The sequence below is a fragment of the Acinetobacter wuhouensis genome, from assembly GCF_001696605.3.
Classification (GTDB): Bacteria; Pseudomonadota; Gammaproteobacteria; order Pseudomonadales; family Moraxellaceae; genus Acinetobacter; species Acinetobacter wuhouensis.
In genome coordinates this window covers 674,275-691,473 of record NZ_CP031716.1, presented here as the reverse complement: position 1 = coordinate 691,473, position 17,199 = coordinate 674,275, and the positions used below count along the sequence as shown (strand labels likewise).

The following is a 17,199-nucleotide window of genomic DNA, read 5'->3' as shown; positions in this document are numbered from 1 at the left end:
ATTTATAGACAAAATTTAACTCATTTCTATGATTATTGCCTATCCAGAGTCTATTCTGAACTGAATCTGATAAAATATCGTTTTATTCTGATGGATGCTGAATTGTGGCTGAACTAAGTTTTGACCGTTTACATCAATTTTTCTGTAAAGTGCCGAGTGTGCAAGAGGCTTTTATTGACAGCTATGGTTCAGATGGAAAGTCGGCTTGGTGGTTTAAATTTCAGATTAATATCGAACATCCTTTAGCATGGCAGACCGTACAAGAATTAGGACATGTGCTCAATTACATTTCTAAAAATGAACGCCTACCGACTCAATTTTTACCTGTTTCACCACCACCTTATATGAATGGTGATGCAAAACAATTCCTTTCATGGGTGATTCAATGTAATCATGCTGACTTCCCACCTGACGTTGTTTGCGATTGGCTAGAAGCACGTTTACCGAAACCTGTCGATGATCTTGAGAAATGGAAAATTAAAACCGATATCAAAGAATTGGATCAGGTATCTGATAAAGATTTGGATAAAATGGTTCCACCGAATCCTGAACCTAAAAATTAAAAATATCTTCCCCTAACACTCACCTTAAAAAAGTGAGAAAAGTCCCTCTTTGGAAAAGAGGGATTTAGGGAGATTCAATCGTATATTAAAAAGTCGACAACCCACTCCATTCCATAAAACGATAGACGCCATATTTGAACTTAGATTCATCCGCAAATTTACTGTAATCTACACTCATATTTCGACCATTTAAGTTAGACCAAGCTGTATTAAAATACTGATCTGCGTCAATGAAAACTTGTTGCTGTGGCTGACCAACAACACGTAAATCAGTTTCCAAATTATAATTTTTTAAATTACGTGCGGTGAAATTCGCTGAACCTAGAATCATTTCCGCAGATTGCGCATTACGTTTCACAATCATTTTGCTATGGCATTGCTCACCTTGGGTATTACACCAACGCACATCAACACCAGCATCATGTAACTCAGATGCGACCTGACGGTTGGGAATACCATTCTTTTGACGACCAAATGCATCTTTATTCGGATCAAGTAGAACTCGCAATTTTACACCACGTTCTTTCGCAGCAATTAAACCTTTAATAATCTTACGTTCCGACAAATAAAACATTGCTAAATCAATTTGATCACTGGCTTTAGCCGTATCTAACATTTTCACAACTGCATCATAAATTGCTTTTTCTGTGAGTACTTGAACTTGTGGATCATTTCGGTCTTCAGGTAGTTTGCCTAAAATCACAAAAGGCATATCAGCACCTGACATATGTGCCACAGCTTGTTCTGTTTTTAAAAGATCAGTGGCAATTGCACCATCAACCATCAACGCCACATTGGAATGACGTGAACTGCCATCATGCGGATTTGCCGAAGTCACTAAGGTTTTCCAACCATCATCCGTGTCGACCACAATCGTTTTACGGTGATTGGCTTTGAAATTAAATAAATTTAAATAGCTTCGTACTGTTATTTTTTCTTTACCAAAAGGATTATTTAACCAACCTTTTTCAGGATTATTGCCTATATCTTGACAACACAAATACCAAATTCCAGACCATGTTGGATTAGATGTACGAAGCGGTACAAGATTGGTTTCTATAACTTCAATTCCGCCTAAACGTAACTGGCGATATTGTTCTGGTTGAATGCCACCATACACGGAGTTAATTGGATCGGTAATAAATTTAATCTCAAGGCTTGGATTAACTATTTTTTGGTTAATCAAAGCTTCCGTCAATTGATGAGTTAATGCTCTTTGCTGAATTTTAGACTCACCCACCTCACTGTTAAATAAAAACATATCGACGACAATGGTGGTTTTCGCTTGCTTAATCAATTGCAAAGCTTGATCAAAGATACGTTGATCAAGTTGTTGTTGCTCTTGAGCATCGATATACGTTTCATCTGCAATAAACTTGACCTTGGCATGACGAAGTTGACCTGTAAAATTCAATCCCTCTGGTAAAGGTTTGTAGGTATGATAAATCGCGGACGATAAATATCCTAAAGCCAATACACCCAAAATGATACTGAAATAGCGTCGCTTGGACCAATTCAGCTTGTCATGAATTTTATTAAAAATACGCATAAGAAAAAACCTAGTCTACTTAGGCCAGACTAGGTTTTTTCCCATTATTTTTCAATAATGATTTGGTGAATGAATGCGAATAATTTAGAACTTATAATTTACACCAACCACAAAATTACGTCCGATTTGTGGAATATTCGCTAAGAAAGAGGTGTGTTCATAAACGGTTTCATCAAGCAAGTTATTGGCATTGAAAAATACATTTGCTTCTTGCTTACCTGACAATGGATATTTATATGCAACACCCACATTGACCATATTATAGCCTTTCGTTTCAGCCTCATAAGCTGCAAATTTATCTTGATTAAACACGTGATAATATTCAGCAGAACCAGACCAATGCTCATCAAAATCCGCTTTAACACGTGTACCTAAGCGACCTGCAGGCACTCGTGGTGCATTTTCATCTTCAATTTTACCGCGCACATAATCACCAAATAAACTGGTGTTATAAGTATCATTCCACTGATAAGCTACCTCAGCTTCAGTACCATAAAACTTCGCATCGGCTTGACGATATTCAATCAAACGAAAGTTTTCATACTGATCTAAAGTTTTGGCATAAATATAGTGATCGAACCAATTATGATACACATGCACGTGATAACTCAGTTGATCACCCTCATAATGTAGCCCTAACTCAACATTATTAGATTTTTCTTTATCTAAATTCTCATTGCCCAGTTCATAAGTATTGGTGGCGAAATGTCCACCATTTGAATACAGCTCTTGCGCAGTCGGTAAACGCTGTTGATGTGAAGCTGACAGAGATAATGTGTAATCTGGTTTAAACTCCCAATTTGCTGCACCCGATACTGAAATCGCATTGCCATCATAATTTTTTTGCTTCGAGTCAATCTCGATTTTTTGATGATCAAAGCGTGTGCCTAACTCCACATGCACATCGCCAAACTGACGGTGTTCTAAGCCAAATAAACTGTATTTTTGAGTTTTATTTGGAGCAAAAATCGCTTCTTCACCTGAAATATCCAATTTTTGCTGGCTGGCTTGCACACCCCATACACCTTCCCACTGTGCAATTGGATTATGGACTAGCTCAATACGACCTTCATAAGCTTTGCTTTCAAAAGTCGTCATGGCTTCACTACCTTCGATTTCATCATGTTGATAATCGGTATAGCTCGCCTGTGCACGTAATTTTTTAAAACCTGCAAATGGCTCATTCAGCTCAGAACGAAAATCATAACGCTCAGTTTTCATATCAATCCACGGCCCTGCACCTGAATGATCGTGATCGTGTTCATCATGTGCAGAATGCTCATGTTCATCCGAATGATCGTGATCGTCATGTCCGCCACAATGTAAATGATCACCATGTGGATGACAGGATTCATATTCATGACTATGCCCTGGCAGACCATATTTGTCTTGGCGATTGCTATAAGAGACACCTGCAAAACCACGTTCACCAATCCAAGATAAACCGACATTGACGTTGTCAGATTCAGAGAATGTATTGCCTACACGACGTTCTTTTATAGTGTGAGTATGATCACCATGATCTTCGATCACACTATAATTTGGCGTAATATAATCATTGGCTTCACGTTTTAAGCCTTCCACACGCAAAGCTACATTTGAACCCAAGCCGAGTGTTACACCTGCATGTCCTAGTTTTTCATCATTGCCTGAGTTGTAACGTACGCCAACATTACCTTCGTAACTATTTTCAGGCATGACTGTTGGAATTTTAGTATCTACAACATTCACCAAACCACCGACTGAACCTGCACCATAGAGCAAGGTTGATGGCCCACGAATCACCTCAACTTTCTGCGCCAGCTGAGGGTCAACAGTAACAGCATGATCGGGAGATAAACTCGATACATCCATACTTTCTGTTGCATTTTGTGTCACTTTCACCCGAGCGCCGTCCTGCCCACGAATCACAGGACGACTTGAACCTGAGCCAAAAGAATTAGAATACACACCTAATTCATCTTTCAAAGCTTCGCCTATCGTTGTGCCTGCTTGTTGCAATTTTTCACGTGAAACAGTCTCATCCACCTCCCCAAAATCTTTGTCTGAACGAACCAAAGGATGTGCTGTTACTTTGATTGTTTCTAATTGTTGAGGTTGCTGTGCTGTATGCGCTTGAAATGAACTAACTTGCGCAGAATTGGTTTGATCATCTGCCCAGATAGATGTAGTAAAAACAGCGGTAATAGAAAGTGTCAGGACACTTTTTGAAAAAGACATGGAATGCTCTCGAAGCTCAGTATTCTTAATAAATGTTATATTATAACATTTCTATTTTTTTGCAATAAAAAACATTCCCATTAAAAGATTTTGTTTAGAATCAAATGAAAATGATCATTCAACCTTTTAAAGCAATGCCTTTTACCCTTTCTCATGCTGTTTTAGCACCACCACTTTCTAAACTTTCAGGCAATCGTCTGCCAATAGCAGCAATAGCGATTGGGACAATGACACCTGATTTATATCGACTGTTGGTTAAAACAGAAATTCATTTGAATCATCAATTTAAAGGCATTATTTATCCTGACCTTTTGGTCGGTTTATTATTCTGTTTTTTATGGTATGGCTTATATCGCCCATTTCTTTTTAAATTTTTGGGCTTAAATAAGCCCTTAAATATCAACTCGATCACAACTTTCATTCAATTTTTTATCTGGATGATTTTGGCAATCATCATAGGTACAGCGACACATATTATTTGGGATGGTCTAACTCACTTAGATTTTAGAACCTTTGCATTTAAAACTTTTTTAGCCCAACCTGTGACACTTTTTCAGCATACCTATCCCATGCACAAGGTTTTGCAAATCGGCTGTTCTGCTATTGCGCTACCTTTTTTAGCATGGATGGGAATACATTATTTTTTTAAATATCGAATGGATCATATCTCAACTTATAAAACTCAGGTATTTGGTTTTTTCTTATTTCTCATTTCATTATTTAGTGGCTGTTTTTATTATATATATTTCGCAAAAACTCAAGGTTTCATCCCACAACAGACTGACCTATATAATTGGATTGGGTTCTTTGCCAAAGGTTTTACCCAAGGTGCGATGCTGTGTTTTACACTAGGTTGTCTTTTGTTTAGTATTTTGAACTATCGTAAATATTTTGATGAGATTTAAACTTTGCCGATTTTGTCACTAAAGTTTTATTCAAATCAGCTTAAATTTATGAGGCAATCTCTTAGTTTTTAGTCGAAGTCCTTGTGACTGACTGCTCAAAGAGGCATAATCTCACATTACATTTTTAGGCGATGCGCTGTTTACGTACTCGCTTCCTTAACCCATATAGTTGGATTTCTAACGCTATGATGCGAACTCATTATTGCGGTTCTTTAACCGAAGCTCAAATTGACCAAACCGTTACCTTATGCGGTTGGGTTCATCGTCGCCGTGACCACGGTGGTGTTATTTTCCTTGATATGCGTGACCGTGATGGTCTAGTGCAAGTTGTAATCGACCCAGATACACCTGAAGCTTTTGCAACAGCAGACAAAGCACGTTCAGAATTCGTATTAAAAATCGTTGGTCGTGTACGTCGTCGCTATGAAGGCACAGAAAATGCCAATATGGTGAGTGGTCAAATCGAAGTTTTAGGTAAAGAAATCGAAGTTCTTGCTGCATCTGAAACTCCTCCATTCCCATTGAATGATGAGAATGCCAACATTTCTGAAGAAGTACGTTTGAAATATCGTTTCCTCGATATTCGTCGTCCTGAAATGATTGACCGTTTACGCTTCCGTTCTAAATTGACCAACTTAATTCGTAACTATTTCGAAGAAAATGGTTTCTTAGACGTTGAAACACCTGTTTTAACACGTGCAACACCTGAAGGTGCGCGTGACTATTTAGTACCAAGTCGTGTATCTAACGGTAGCTTCTATGCACTTCCACAATCACCACAATTGTTCAAACAGTTGTTAATGGTGGGTGGTATTGACCGTTATTACCAAATCGCTAAATGTTTCCGTGACGAAGACTTACGTGCGGATCGTCAGCCTGAATTTACTCAAATCGACGTTGAAACATCGTTCATGAGTGACGATGACATCATGGATTTGATGGAAACTTTAACCATTAAAATGTTCAAAGAACTTTTAAATGTTGAGTTCGACAAATTCCCGCGTATGACTTATGCAGATGCGATGCGTGATTATGCATCTGATAAACCAGATATGCGTATTCCTTTGAAATTGGTTGACGTTGCAGACATGATGCAAGACGTTGAATTCAAAGTATTCGCAGGGCCTGCAAAAGATCCTAAAGGTCGTATCGTTGCACTTCGTGTACCAGGTGCAGGTGCGCTTCCACGTAGCCAAATCGACGAATATACTAAATTCGTTGGTATCTACGGTGCGAAAGGTTTGGCTTATATCAAAGTCAACGAACTTGAAAAAGGCATTGAAGGTCTTCAATCTCCAATCGTTAAATTCATCGAGCCAATCGTACTTGATTTGTTGAAACGTGTTGGTGCTGAAAATGGCGACATCGTATTCTTCGGTGCAGATAAAGCCAAAGTTGTAAACGATGCAATGGGTGCTTTACGTATCAAAGTTGGTCACGATATGAAACTTGCAACATGCGAGTGGGCGCCGCTTTGGGTTGTTGATTTCCCAATGTTCGAAGAAACTGATGATGGCAAATGGACTTCTGTTCACCACCCATTCACACTGCCAAAATCAAGTGTTGAAGAAGTGAAAAACAATCCAGGCGCTGCACTTTCAGTTGCGTATGACATGGTATTGAATGGTACGGAAGTGGGCGGTGGTTCACTGCGTATCTTCAACCTTGAAATGCAAAAAGCGATTTTTGAAGCGCTTGGTATTGGTGAAGAAGAAGCAGAAGAAAAATTCAGCTTCTTATTAAATGCATTGAAATTCGGTGCGCCTCCACATGGTGGTTTGGCATTCGGTCTTGACCGTTTAGTGATGTTGATGACAGGTGCATCTTCAATCCGTGACGTGATTGCATTCCCGAAAACCAAAACAGCTGAATGTCCATTGACACAAGCGCCAGCACCAGTTGAGCCAAATCAATTGCGTGACTTGGGTATTCGCTTACGTGAAAAACCAAAAGCTGAAACAAAAGAAGCTTAATTCTTTTAGACCAGTGAAGACCCTGCCATCGTGCAGGGTTTTTTTATTGATTTAAACAAGTTATATGTAGATAAATACATCGAAGCTGATATTAAATTGAGATTCGTTCTCAAAAATGGCATACTAAGCTCGTTCTTTGACAAGGTAATTCTCCCATGGCTATGCGTCCCAATGTTCGTCGTCATACGATTATTCTTATTGCGTTTTCTCTGATTCAATGGGGCTTTGTCTTATATATCCTCAACCATCAACTTTTCGATTTAGATAAATATCAACGTATTTTATTATTCTGCTTAAGCTGTTTTGGTGGTGGTTTCCTCATTATGGCATCTTTGATTTATTTGGTCGTGAAAGGCAATGACAATCGTGATGAAGCTCGATAATTAAAGCCATACATGTATAACTTACTCAAAAATTTCTCGCGCCTACCAATGCCAATACTTCAGACATTGGCACGTGGTGCTGGTAGTATATTATTTACTACACATTCTTCAGCACGACGTACGACTGAATTAAATATCAATGTGGCATATCCAGAACTCAATGATCAGCAAAAAATTCAATTGGTTAAGGCGAGTTTAAAAAGTCAATGTATGACTTATGTGGAATCAATCAAAATTTGGGGTTCATCTCCTGAATTTGCTTTGTCACAAATCAAACAAGTACATAATGCTGAAATTTTTCTGGAAGCTTTAAAAAATCCCAATGGCACTTTAGGTGTGGTTCCTCATTTTGGGACTTGGGAAATCATGAATGCTTGGGTGAATCAGCATACAGCACCTGTCATCATGTATAAACCGAGTAAAAATAAAGATCTCGATAAGTTCATGATAGAATCAAGAGAACAACTCAATGCAACCCTTGTTCCTACAGATGATACGGGTGTTCGCGCTTTATTTAAGCATTTAAAACAAGGTGGATTTTCAGCAATTTTACCTGATCATATTCCAAAAGATTCTGGTGGCATCTATTCAGATTTTTATGGGCAAAAAGCTTTTTCTTCCACCCTACTTTCTAAATTAGCAGCAAAAACCCAATGCTCAGTCGTTGGACTAAGCTGTATTCGCCGTCCAAACTACTCTGGCTTTGATCTACACTTCACTGAATTATCTAAAGATATTAACTCTAAAGATTTACAGCTTTCTGTCGATACGTTGAATAAAGAAATGGAACGAATGATCAATATCGCACCAGAACAATATTTATGGGCTTATAAGCGTTTTCGCAAGTTAGAAGGTGGGAAGAATTTGTATAAACCTAAATCGTAATATTTTTAGCTTAGCTTAAGAAAGAACATAAAAATTACTTTATAGTTGTACCAATAACTAAGTGTAATCTAGAATTAAGACCATGCTTATTATCCTTACAAAACTAAGCTATCATATACATTTAGAAACTTGCATTAAAATATCATTTCTAAATTCTGACTTGACGTAAATTAATTTATATACAGCATAGATGTATATATAAGGTAATGACAATGCTTAACCCATTTTATTATTGGCTAGTAATCCCATTTGTGATTACTCAATCGTCTTATTCAAAATATACAAGATATATTTTAAGATTTTTATTAGACTGGAATAATAACTTAAATTGGGTTAAATATCTAAATTCAGATCCACAGATCATCCAATGGCGATCAGAACATGAAGCTGACTTTTATCTTAAATTTCACAATGCTTATTTAAGTAATAGCTTTGATAATAATCAAAAACTACTAAGCCTCACCAATCATTATGATTGGTTATTTTCAAAAGTTAACACTGAACTATGTGAAAATAAAGCTCTCCCATTACTTCAATATCAAATTGAAGGAGAAAATCCACAGCTTTTAACACTTAATTTACATTTTAAAGGTAAACATCGTAGAGAGGGGGAAAGTTGTATTCTTCTAGAATTAGATGGACAAGTTCAATATGCTTTGAGTTTCTCATATATTATTCTAAATGGAGAACCAACATTCTTTATTGGAGGGTTACAAGCAGGAAAACAAGATAAAATTAATCTGGATACGATTAAGCATTTAACAAAATCATTATATGGTTTACGACCTAAACAACTGTTATTACATAGTTTATCTACACTTTGTGAGTTCTATGAAGTTAAACATATTGTAGGTGTATCTAATCAAAATCATTTCTATCAACATAGTCGTAAAAAACGCGATCAAAATCGTGTAAAAACCAATTTAGATGAGTTTTGGTTAGAATTTGGTGGATCATTAGACCCTTTAGATAACTATGTATTTAATCCACTAAACAGTCAAATTGATTTATCTGAAATTGTATCCAAGAAAAGAAGTCAGTATAGAAAGAGACAGTTAATTTTAGATGCATTAACCGAACAAGGAAATCAACAACTTGAAATGGTAAAAAAAATTAGTTAATACCCAAAAAGATATAGTATTGCTTACTTTTAAATAAGAAATACTATATCGACTCTAAGTTAAATTTTATAGAAATTTATCAAAGACCTATTTTGTTTTTGAGCTTTATAAAATTAAATTTAAAAAAGTATACAATCATAAAAAAAGGATTCGTTCTTATATCTTTCAGTAATTTATTTTGATATTCAAAGTCGCGCTCTATCAAGTTAATGCGTTTCATTTTTTTTGTATACTGCTTTTGCGCCTCTAACAGATTTAGACTTGCTACCTCTTCAACATTTAAATGATTCAAGGATTCATTTTCTGCTACGATTCTTTGCAATTTATTTTTTATTGCTTGTTGATCATCAAAACGTACCCAATAACACGATAATAAATAAGCTAAATATTTTTTCTGAAATAAATTCAAACTGTAATTCTGCTCATCGTTAGTAAAAACTTGTTCAATCTGATCTATTTGAGTGATGCAATGAGTAATAACTGACCATTCACTTTGACCAAAACAATACACTTTTTTATTCAGTATTAACGCTTCTAAACTCACGCCTGAGTTACAAGCCAAAATACTTTTACTAAGTTGTATAAGTTGAGTGATATCACTATTAGAAACTTCGAGCCATTTATTTTCCTGACATAATTTAAAAACTTGCGCTTTTAATAACTCAGAATCACATTTAGGATGAAGTTTAATCACAACTTTCTGTTGAAATTTTTTAGCAAATAGAGAGACTTCATTTAAAACACCAACAACATCTAAATACGCGTGATCTGCAACACTATCCGTTCTAACTTGAAGTGCAAATAATATAAAACCATCATCTAAAGTCACTTTGGCTTTTGACTGTTTATATTTAGACAGACCTTTTTTCAATTGTTGTATATAAGGCTCTAAAATATCATCTGGTTTTTGAATTTTCTCAATTTCACTCTTATACTTATCTAAATTTTGAGCAATATCAGCCCACCCACCATAACCCTTTGGATCTATAGAATACAGCCCCTTTATAGGAGCCTCTTTATAGGACCAGATATTTGATGGATTCTCATAACTATGAAACGATAAATAAGGATTCGAAGAATTATTACGAGGTATTCCATAGGTCGGATAGCTCACTGGAAGCAAACTCACCACTAAATTCAACTCAATTAAACTAGTCGTAATATTATTCAAAAAAATCATATTATGATGATCTGCTTTTTTTACCCAATCTTGTGGGTATTCAAAAATAAATTTCTTAGCTTCCACGATAAAAAACATAACCAGTTGAATTACTAGGATTTTAACATCTTCACACATCCGTTTTAAAAATTTTTAACTTTATTAAAACAATTATTAGTGTTAAATTAGTACCAGAATTCGAGCAAAAAATAATGCTTTGATTTTATTATGTATTTTATGGTGTACCCATGTCTCAACATACGATTGAAATTGTTAAAATATCTCCTTGTATTATTCCAGATAACAAGCCATACAATCGTACAGCTCCTCGTGAAGCACATTTACAACCAGATGATTACCAAGAGAAGTTTGATTACAAGACATTAAGTTTCGATACTTTTTATTCTGAAGGTAAAGTTGTCTTATCTGGGCCACCTCTGTACGGCTTAGAAAAATTTATTGAGAATGGTAAAATCTTATTAGATGATCAAGATCATACTCAAAATATTAAAACTATTCATTTTGATCGCACTCAAAGCAATCATATTACTCAAATTGAAACACAACCACATGAGCTTACTTGGGAATATGAAGATGTTTCAATTCACACCCAAGTTAATCATAATTTCCTAAATGAATTCAAAGGTAAAAAAGTTCTTTTTACGCTATCCAAAAATAATAAATTTGAATGGATTTATGATTGGATTTTGTTTTATAAGAAATATCATCATATAGATACTGTTTTATTTTATGACAATAATTCAAATAATTACTCACTTGATGAGCTTAAAATCTACCTCGAAGAAAAAGAATTAGATATTGATATTTATCTAGTTCCTTGGAATTTTAAATATGGACCACAAGGTGGTATTTATAGTGGCAAAGGTAAAACACCTTGGGATTCCGACTTTTGCCAATATGGTATGTTTGAACATGCAAAACACCGCTTCTTAAAATATTCTGCTGGTGTAATTAATGCAGATATTGATGAGTTAGTCATTACTCCAAATGGATCGTCTATTTTCGAATTACTCGCTGATCATAAAGGGCTACTCTATCCAGGCTATTGGATTCAATCCATTCCATTAGGGGATAATAAAGAGACTCGTTTCTTTAATTATGCCTATAGAAGTAAAGATGACAAGCATAGTGATAATAAATGGTGCATAAACCCTTCTAAATTAGATGATCAAACTCAATGGAAAGTACACTCTATTCGAAAAACTAATTTAAAGAGTTTGAAAGGTGTCTATTATGCGCATTTCAAAGCTATCAATTACAATTGGAAAACTCAACGTGTAGACAATGTAAGTTATGACGAGTCTAAACATTATATAGATCATAATGTTTATACCCAGCTTAACAACTTGTTTCCTCACGAAACCCCTAAAATTGCACTATCCTCTCAGACCATATCGACAGGATTTTTTGAAAAGATTAAAGCAATATTTAAAGCATAAATCTAAAAATGGAAGTATTAAATTTTACTTCCATTTTTATTTAATAATTTATTATTCATCGCGATAAAACGAGTTTTCCAAGTTCTGATTTGTTTTTTTACACTGAATGAGAGTGTATTCTTCTTCTTATTACTTCTGTTTACATCAATCACACTTTCAAAGCCACTTGGTCTAACCAAGGGTTCCCAAACAGATAAACCTTTGCTGCTCTCACTCAGCCAAGCTTGTAAAAAATTATCAATTGGCATAAAGATTTCTAATCCACTTTCAATGAATTCCTGAGCACCTTTACGCGACCAGACAAGTCCAATAGTTCGAATTGGGAAATAATAGGCCTGCAATAATTCATGTCCGTCAAAGGTTTTAAGCGTTTTACAAATTTTCTTTTTCTTAGGACCAATATTAATTAAGTTCCATTCAAATGTTTGATTATTTTGTAAAAAATCTAAGATCTCATCTATACTTTTTTTATAATCATCTGCCAGCTTCATATCATCTTCTAAAACAACAAGATAATCCGCATCAGTAGCTAAAAATTTTTGGATACATCCAACATGACTCAAATAGCAGCCAATCTCACCATTAAGTAGGCTACGTCCCATGACTTGTTTTGCTTTATCATCATTATAAGTTTCAAAGGCTTCCAAAGGCTTACCACGACCATCTACAGCAGGAAATCTTTCAAACTTAACATTTTGAGCTGTCAAAATTTCTGAAGCATTTTTTAAACGCTCATCACTGCCATCTAAATTAATCAGATATGTTTCAACTTTCATGAAGAATTCCTATTATAAAACTTTGGCAGAAATTACAGCTTGTGGTAAATAACCGCGTAATTTTTCGATCATTGCATTTCGCACAATTTCAGCATCTTGAGCATTGAGTTGGTCCAAACTTTGGATACAACCATATTTAATCTCATTCTGCTTTAGAGCCGAAACAAAAGTTTCAATACTCTCAGCATTTTTTAGATAAGCCAATTCTAAATCAGGCTTTAAAACCGCTTCATCCTTTTGAATTTTCAAATGATTCATCAATGAAATCGGATTCAACTGTTCGACGCTTCTAAACTTATACTTAATCTGAGTTTCCAATAAATCAGGATGATTGAGTAGATATTCACTCAAAATTTTTCGATCTACGCAGTGAGGATAATGATGAATTTCAAAAAACTCTTTGAAACCTAAAATATCTGCACCGAGCATCTGCCCGATTACATGACCTGGTTGAATTGGTTTATTAAAATGTTTGTTCAAAAACTTACGATATTTCAGTTTGGTCTTATAACTAAAGCAACTCTTCCAATGTCCATAAGTCACAATTTTATCACTTTCTAGAAAGTCTTCAGTTTGCGCTGTCGAATTAAAGAAAAAGTCATCATTTAGGTAGATAAAATAATCGGAAAGCCCTTGGATATTCCACAGCATGCTCTCAATTGAACGTGTATTAAACGTCGGCAAGAACTGCTCATAGCCTGAGAAAATTTCACGATGGTCTACAACACGAATTTTATCCGCATCACACAAACCTTGCGAAACAAATTCATTTAAAAATTCGGGCTGTTGATTGTCTGTGACAATATGAATACGGCGACAAAATGGCACATATTTCAAGATAGACGCAATATTGTAATAAATCTCATCATTGCTCGCAAAACGGGTATCACTGACTGCATCTGATGCATCTTCACCAGTCAAATACTTATGACGTTTACGCTTTAATTCAACGTCATTGCCATCTACCCAAGCAATAACAATATCCAACTCTTGCATCTAACTTACACTCAAATTTTGTCAATCATTTTACTTTATTATTGCCAAGCATCTTTAATCCAATCAGATGGCAATACATGACGATACCATTTACCACCACCACCAGAAACAGCATCAGGCGGATTGATTTCACCATGGAAAATGATAATTTTTGCATCTCGTGGTTTTATAGGTGGCTTAAAATACGCCAATGGAATCTTTTGTAGGCAATGATATTTATAACTCTTACACCATTCTTTCGGCCAATAGCTCAGTTTTTTCTGCTGATTTACGTACCAAGAAAGATATTCTTGCTCATTACGGAATTTATGACTAACTTCGTCAAAATTTTCACGAAAATACGATAATATCTCAGGAAAAGCACCGATTTTAAAACGATAAACTGAACTGTTCCCTGTCACACGCCAAGGTCGCTTCCAGTCGTGAATAATCAGGAATTCTCCAGGATGAGTAAAGAATCCATCAATATTATCCACAATGACCACATCTAGGTCTAAAAATAATAAATTACCTTTTAAACCATATAAATCAGGCTCAAAAGTTGAAAGTTTATTCCAACCACGTTCAGGGCTTCCCTCTGGAAGTGCCAATGAAGGAATTGGAAAACATTTCACATCAGGATTGATGCCTTCTGTGCGATCAGTCAAACAGACCATTTGAAAATCGACTGTGGTGTGACGCCTAACCATATTGTAGAGTCGATTGACATAATCAGCACCATATTTGGTGCCCCACTTCATACACAGCACAATATTTTGTTCTGATTCAGCTAAATTCGACTGTAAATTTGATTCATTGACCTGCATGCACCAATCTTCCACCTGAGCAATGTCATATCATACCATTACCGTCGCCAAGTTACTGTATTCGATTGCATAAGCTGAACAATTTGTTTCATGAGAATATGTTATGATGTCTTTATCATTAAACGGCTGAATTATGATTTGAATAAGTCATTTTTATCGTTTCGCTGATTCATGATATACATTTTGCAAGCACATTTTCTAGATTAGGTTTTTATGAAAATAGCAGTCGCTGGAACAGGTTACGTTGGCTTATCAAACTCTATGATTTTTGCACAACACCATGAAGTTGTTGCAATAGATATTATTCAAGACAAAGTCAACCTACTGAATAATAAAATATCACCCATTCAAGACGCTGATATTTCAGAGTTTCTAAAAGAAAAAAAATTAAACTTCAAAGCCACAACCAATCCTGAAGAAGCTTATCTGAATGCTGATTTTGTGATTATTGCGACACCAACCGATTATGATACTCGAACCAATTACTTTAATACCCAAAGTGTTGAAAGTGTGGTGCAACAAGTTTTAGAGATCAATCCTAGTGCAGTGATGATTATTAAATCAACCGTTCCTGTTGGATTCACCAAAGGCTTAAAAGAAAAATTCAAAACAGAGAATATTATCTTTTCACCTGAATTTTTACGTGAAGGTAAAGCATTACACGACAACTTATATCCATCTCGGATTATCGTGGGTGAAAAGTCTGATCGTGCCAAGCTCTTTGCAGACTTACTTATTGAGGGCGCAATTAAAAAAGATAGCCCTGTTCTATTTACAGATTCGACTGAAGCTGAAGCAATTAAGTTATTTGCCAATACTTATTTGGCAATGCGTGTCGCTTACTTCAATGAATTAGATACTTATGCGCAAATCTTTGGTTTAGATACCCATCAAATTATTGATGGCGTATGTTTAGATCAACGTATTGGCAATCACTATAACAATCCTTCATTTGGCTATGGCGGGTACTGTCTACCTAAAGACACCAAACAATTGTTGGCAAATTACAACCATGTACCAAGTAATTTGATTCAAGCAATTGTCGATTCAAACAGTACCCGTAAAGACTTTATTGCTGATTCTATCATCGCGAAAAACCCAAATACTGTGGGGATTTATCGCTTGGTTATGAAAAGTGGTTCGGACAACTTCCGAGCTTCAGCCATTCAAGGTGTGATGAAACGCATCAAAGCCAAAGGCATTGAAGTGATTGTTTACGAACCGACTTTGCAAGAAGAGGAATTCTTCAAGTCTAAAGTGGTCAATGATTTAGAGCAGTTTAAACAACAAAGTGATGTGATCATTGCCAATCGTATTTCAGATGATTTAAGTGATGTATTAGAAAAAGTGTATACACGAGATATTTTCGGAGCAGATGAATGAAAGTCCTTGTCACAGGTGCCGCAGGTTTTATTGGATTCAGTGTTGCGAAAAAGCTATTAGAACGTGGCGATGATGTTGTCGGTTTTGATGTAGTGAATGATTATTATGATCCTGCATTAAAAGAAGCCCGCCTTGAAGTTTTAGAGCAAACTGCACAACACACTCAAGGAACATTCACCTTTATTCGTGCGAACCTTGCCGAGAAAGCGATTGTGGATCAATGTTTTAAAGATCATCAGTTTGATCGTGTGATTCATTTGGCTGCTCAGGCAGGCGTGCGTTATTCACTTGAAAATCCATTGGCTTATGTAGAAAGTAACTTAATTGGATTCACCAATATTATTGAAGCTTGTCGCTACAACAAAACTCCGCATTTGACTTATGCAAGTACCAGTAGTGTGTATGGTGCCAATACCACCATGCCATTTAGTGAAAAACATGGTGTCAATCACCCTGTTCAATTCTATGCCGCAACAAAACGTGCCAATGAATTGATGGCGCATAGCTATAGTCACTTATTTGGATTACCTACAACGGGCTTACGCTTCTTTACGGTTTATGGTCCTTGGGGTCGCCCAGACATGGCGCCTTTCAAATTCACCAAAAACATTATCGAAGGTAAAACCATTCAAGTGTATAACCATGGCAATCATAGCCGTGACTTTACTTTTATTTCAGATATTGTTGAAGGTGTGATTCGTACCAGCGATCAAATTGCACAACCTAATCCAAATTGGGACAGCAACAATCCTGATCCATCAACCAGTTATGCACCATTCCGTATTTTCAATATTGGCAATAATAACCCAGTGAAATTGATTGATTTCATCAATGCGATTGAACAATCAACAGGTCATTCAGCGATTAAAGAATTGCTTCCATTGCAACCTGGTGATGTGCAAGATACTTTGGCAGACAGTACAGCTTTACAAAATGCTGTGGGTTATAAACCTTCAGTGTCAGTTGAAGATGGTGTACAACAATTTGTAGACTGGTATCGTGATTTTTATAAAGTCTAAA

Annotated in this window: 15 protein-coding genes; 9 read left to right on the top strand and 6 right to left on the bottom strand. The window is 35.8% G+C overall.

Translation table 11 applies throughout. The features are described from left to right. Positions 1-104: 104 nt before the first annotated feature. Positions 105-563, top strand: coding sequence for a hypothetical protein (locus tag BEN71_RS03935; RefSeq protein WP_068972863.1), 459 nt, complete (start codon positions 105-107; stop codon positions 561-563). Positions 564-648: 85 nt separating this feature from the next. Here the strand turns inward: BEN71_RS03935 and BEN71_RS03930 are convergent, their stop codons facing one another. Further along, the gene (locus BEN71_RS03930) at positions 649-2,112 is read right to left on the bottom strand and encodes a phospholipase D family protein (protein ID WP_068972862.1); all 1,464 of its coding nucleotides are present in this window, start codon (positions 2,110-2,112) and stop codon (positions 649-651) included. 84 nt (positions 2,113-2,196) lie between these two features. After that, complete coding sequence (znuD, locus tag BEN71_RS03925) at positions 2,197-4,332, bottom strand: zinc piracy TonB-dependent receptor ZnuD (RefSeq protein ID WP_068972861.1); 2,136 nt, start codon at positions 4,330-4,332, stop codon at positions 2,197-2,199. A gap of 134 nt (positions 4,333-4,466) precedes the next feature. Here znuD and BEN71_RS03920 point away from each other — a divergent pair, with 134 nt between their 5' ends. The 5 genes from BEN71_RS03920 (at position 4,467) to BEN71_RS03900 (ending at position 9,599) form a co-directional block, all read left to right on the top strand. Beyond that, the gene (locus BEN71_RS03920) at positions 4,467-5,237 is read left to right on the top strand and encodes a DUF4184 family protein (RefSeq protein WP_068972933.1); all 771 of its coding nucleotides are present in this window, start codon (positions 4,467-4,469) and stop codon (positions 5,235-5,237) included. A 185-nt stretch (positions 5,238-5,422) separates the two neighbouring features. After that, entirely contained in the window at positions 5,423-7,210 is a 1,788-nt protein-coding gene (aspS, locus tag BEN71_RS03915; protein ID WP_068972860.1) for an aspartate--tRNA ligase, read from the top strand. 155 nt (positions 7,211-7,365) lie between these two features. Beyond that, positions 7,366-7,593: a hypothetical protein gene (locus BEN71_RS03910; protein ID WP_068972859.1), complete on the top strand. Its 228-nt coding sequence runs from the start codon at positions 7,366-7,368 to the stop codon at positions 7,591-7,593. Positions 7,594-7,605: 12 nt separating this feature from the next. Beyond that, complete coding sequence (locus BEN71_RS03905; RefSeq protein ID WP_068972858.1) at positions 7,606-8,478, top strand: lysophospholipid acyltransferase family protein; 873 nt, start codon at positions 7,606-7,608, stop codon at positions 8,476-8,478. Positions 8,479-8,690: 212 nt separating this feature from the next. After that, positions 8,691-9,599 (top strand): VirK/YbjX family protein, encoded by a 909-nt coding sequence (locus tag BEN71_RS03900; protein ID WP_068972857.1) that lies wholly within the window; start codon positions 8,691-8,693, stop codon positions 9,597-9,599. A gap of 79 nt (positions 9,600-9,678) precedes the next feature. Here BEN71_RS03900 and BEN71_RS03895 read toward each other — a convergent pair whose 3' ends face one another. Continuing rightward, on the bottom strand, positions 9,679-10,845 hold the full coding sequence (locus BEN71_RS03895) for a capsular polysaccharide export protein, LipB/KpsS family (RefSeq protein ID WP_161553506.1): 1,167 nt from the start codon (positions 10,843-10,845) through the stop codon (positions 9,679-9,681). Between the two features lie 161 nt (positions 10,846-11,006). On the opposite strand from BEN71_RS03895, the gene BEN71_RS03890 reads away from it, so the two are divergent. Further along, a complete protein-coding gene (locus BEN71_RS03890; protein ID WP_068972855.1) occupies positions 11,007-12,218 on the top strand; it encodes a glycosyltransferase family protein in 1,212 nt (403 codons plus the stop codon). A gap of 17 nt (positions 12,219-12,235) precedes the next feature. Here BEN71_RS03890 and BEN71_RS03885 read toward each other — a convergent pair whose 3' ends face one another. From BEN71_RS03885 to BEN71_RS03875, 3 genes are read right to left on the bottom strand one after another with little or no spacing between them, the layout of a single operon-like run. Then, a complete protein-coding gene (locus BEN71_RS03885) occupies positions 12,236-12,994 on the bottom strand; it encodes a glycosyltransferase family 25 protein (protein ID WP_068972854.1) in 759 nt (252 codons plus the stop codon). Positions 12,995-13,006: 12 nt separating this feature from the next. Beyond that, the gene (locus BEN71_RS03880) at positions 13,007-13,990 is read right to left on the bottom strand and encodes a Stealth CR1 domain-containing protein (RefSeq protein ID WP_068972853.1); all 984 of its coding nucleotides are present in this window, start codon (positions 13,988-13,990) and stop codon (positions 13,007-13,009) included. Between the two features lie 38 nt (positions 13,991-14,028). Continuing rightward, positions 14,029-14,796, bottom strand: coding sequence for a glycosyltransferase (locus BEN71_RS03875; protein ID WP_068972852.1), 768 nt, complete (start codon positions 14,794-14,796; stop codon positions 14,029-14,031). 213 nt (positions 14,797-15,009) lie between these two features. Between BEN71_RS03875 and BEN71_RS03870 the strand changes: the two genes are divergently transcribed. After that, positions 15,010-16,179, top strand: a complete 1,170-nt coding sequence (locus tag BEN71_RS03870; protein WP_068972851.1) for a nucleotide sugar dehydrogenase — start codon at positions 15,010-15,012, stop codon at positions 16,177-16,179. Then, positions 16,176-17,198 (top strand): NAD-dependent epimerase, encoded by a 1,023-nt coding sequence (locus tag BEN71_RS03865; RefSeq protein ID WP_068972850.1) that lies wholly within the window; start codon positions 16,176-16,178, stop codon positions 17,196-17,198. The genes BEN71_RS03870 and BEN71_RS03865 overlap by 4 nt, the downstream gene beginning before the upstream one ends. Position 17,199: the final 1 nt, after the last annotated feature.

Coding starts and splice junctions, on each gene's coding strand:
- BEN71_RS03930 (WP_068972862.1), bottom strand. CDS start 2,112: ATGCGTATTTTTAATAAAATTCATGACAAGCTGAATTGGTCCAAGCGA.
- znuD (WP_068972861.1), bottom strand. CDS start 4,332: ATGTCTTTTTCAAAAAGTGTCCTGACACTTTCTATTACCGCTGTTTTT.
- BEN71_RS03920 (WP_068972933.1), top strand. CDS start 4,467: ATGCCTTTTACCCTTTCTCATGCTGTTTTAGCACCACCACTTTCTAAA.
- aspS (WP_068972860.1), top strand. CDS start 5,423: ATGATGCGAACTCATTATTGCGGTTCTTTAACCGAAGCTCAAATTGAC.
- BEN71_RS03910 (WP_068972859.1), top strand. CDS start 7,366: ATGGCTATGCGTCCCAATGTTCGTCGTCATACGATTATTCTTATTGCG.
- BEN71_RS03905 (WP_068972858.1), top strand. CDS start 7,606: ATGTATAACTTACTCAAAAATTTCTCGCGCCTACCAATGCCAATACTT.
- BEN71_RS03900 (WP_068972857.1), top strand. CDS start 8,691: ATGCTTAACCCATTTTATTATTGGCTAGTAATCCCATTTGTGATTACT.
- BEN71_RS03890 (WP_068972855.1), top strand. CDS start 11,007: ATGTCTCAACATACGATTGAAATTGTTAAAATATCTCCTTGTATTATT.
- BEN71_RS03885 (WP_068972854.1), bottom strand. CDS start 12,994: ATGAAAGTTGAAACATATCTGATTAATTTAGATGGCAGTGATGAGCGT.
- BEN71_RS03880 (WP_068972853.1), bottom strand. CDS start 13,990: ATGCAAGAGTTGGATATTGTTATTGCTTGGGTAGATGGCAATGACGTT.
- BEN71_RS03875 (WP_068972852.1), bottom strand. CDS start 14,796: ATGCAGGTCAATGAATCAAATTTACAGTCGAATTTAGCTGAATCAGAA.
- BEN71_RS03870 (WP_068972851.1), top strand. CDS start 15,010: ATGAAAATAGCAGTCGCTGGAACAGGTTACGTTGGCTTATCAAACTCT.
- BEN71_RS03865 (WP_068972850.1), top strand. CDS start 16,176: ATGAAAGTCCTTGTCACAGGTGCCGCAGGTTTTATTGGATTCAGTGTT.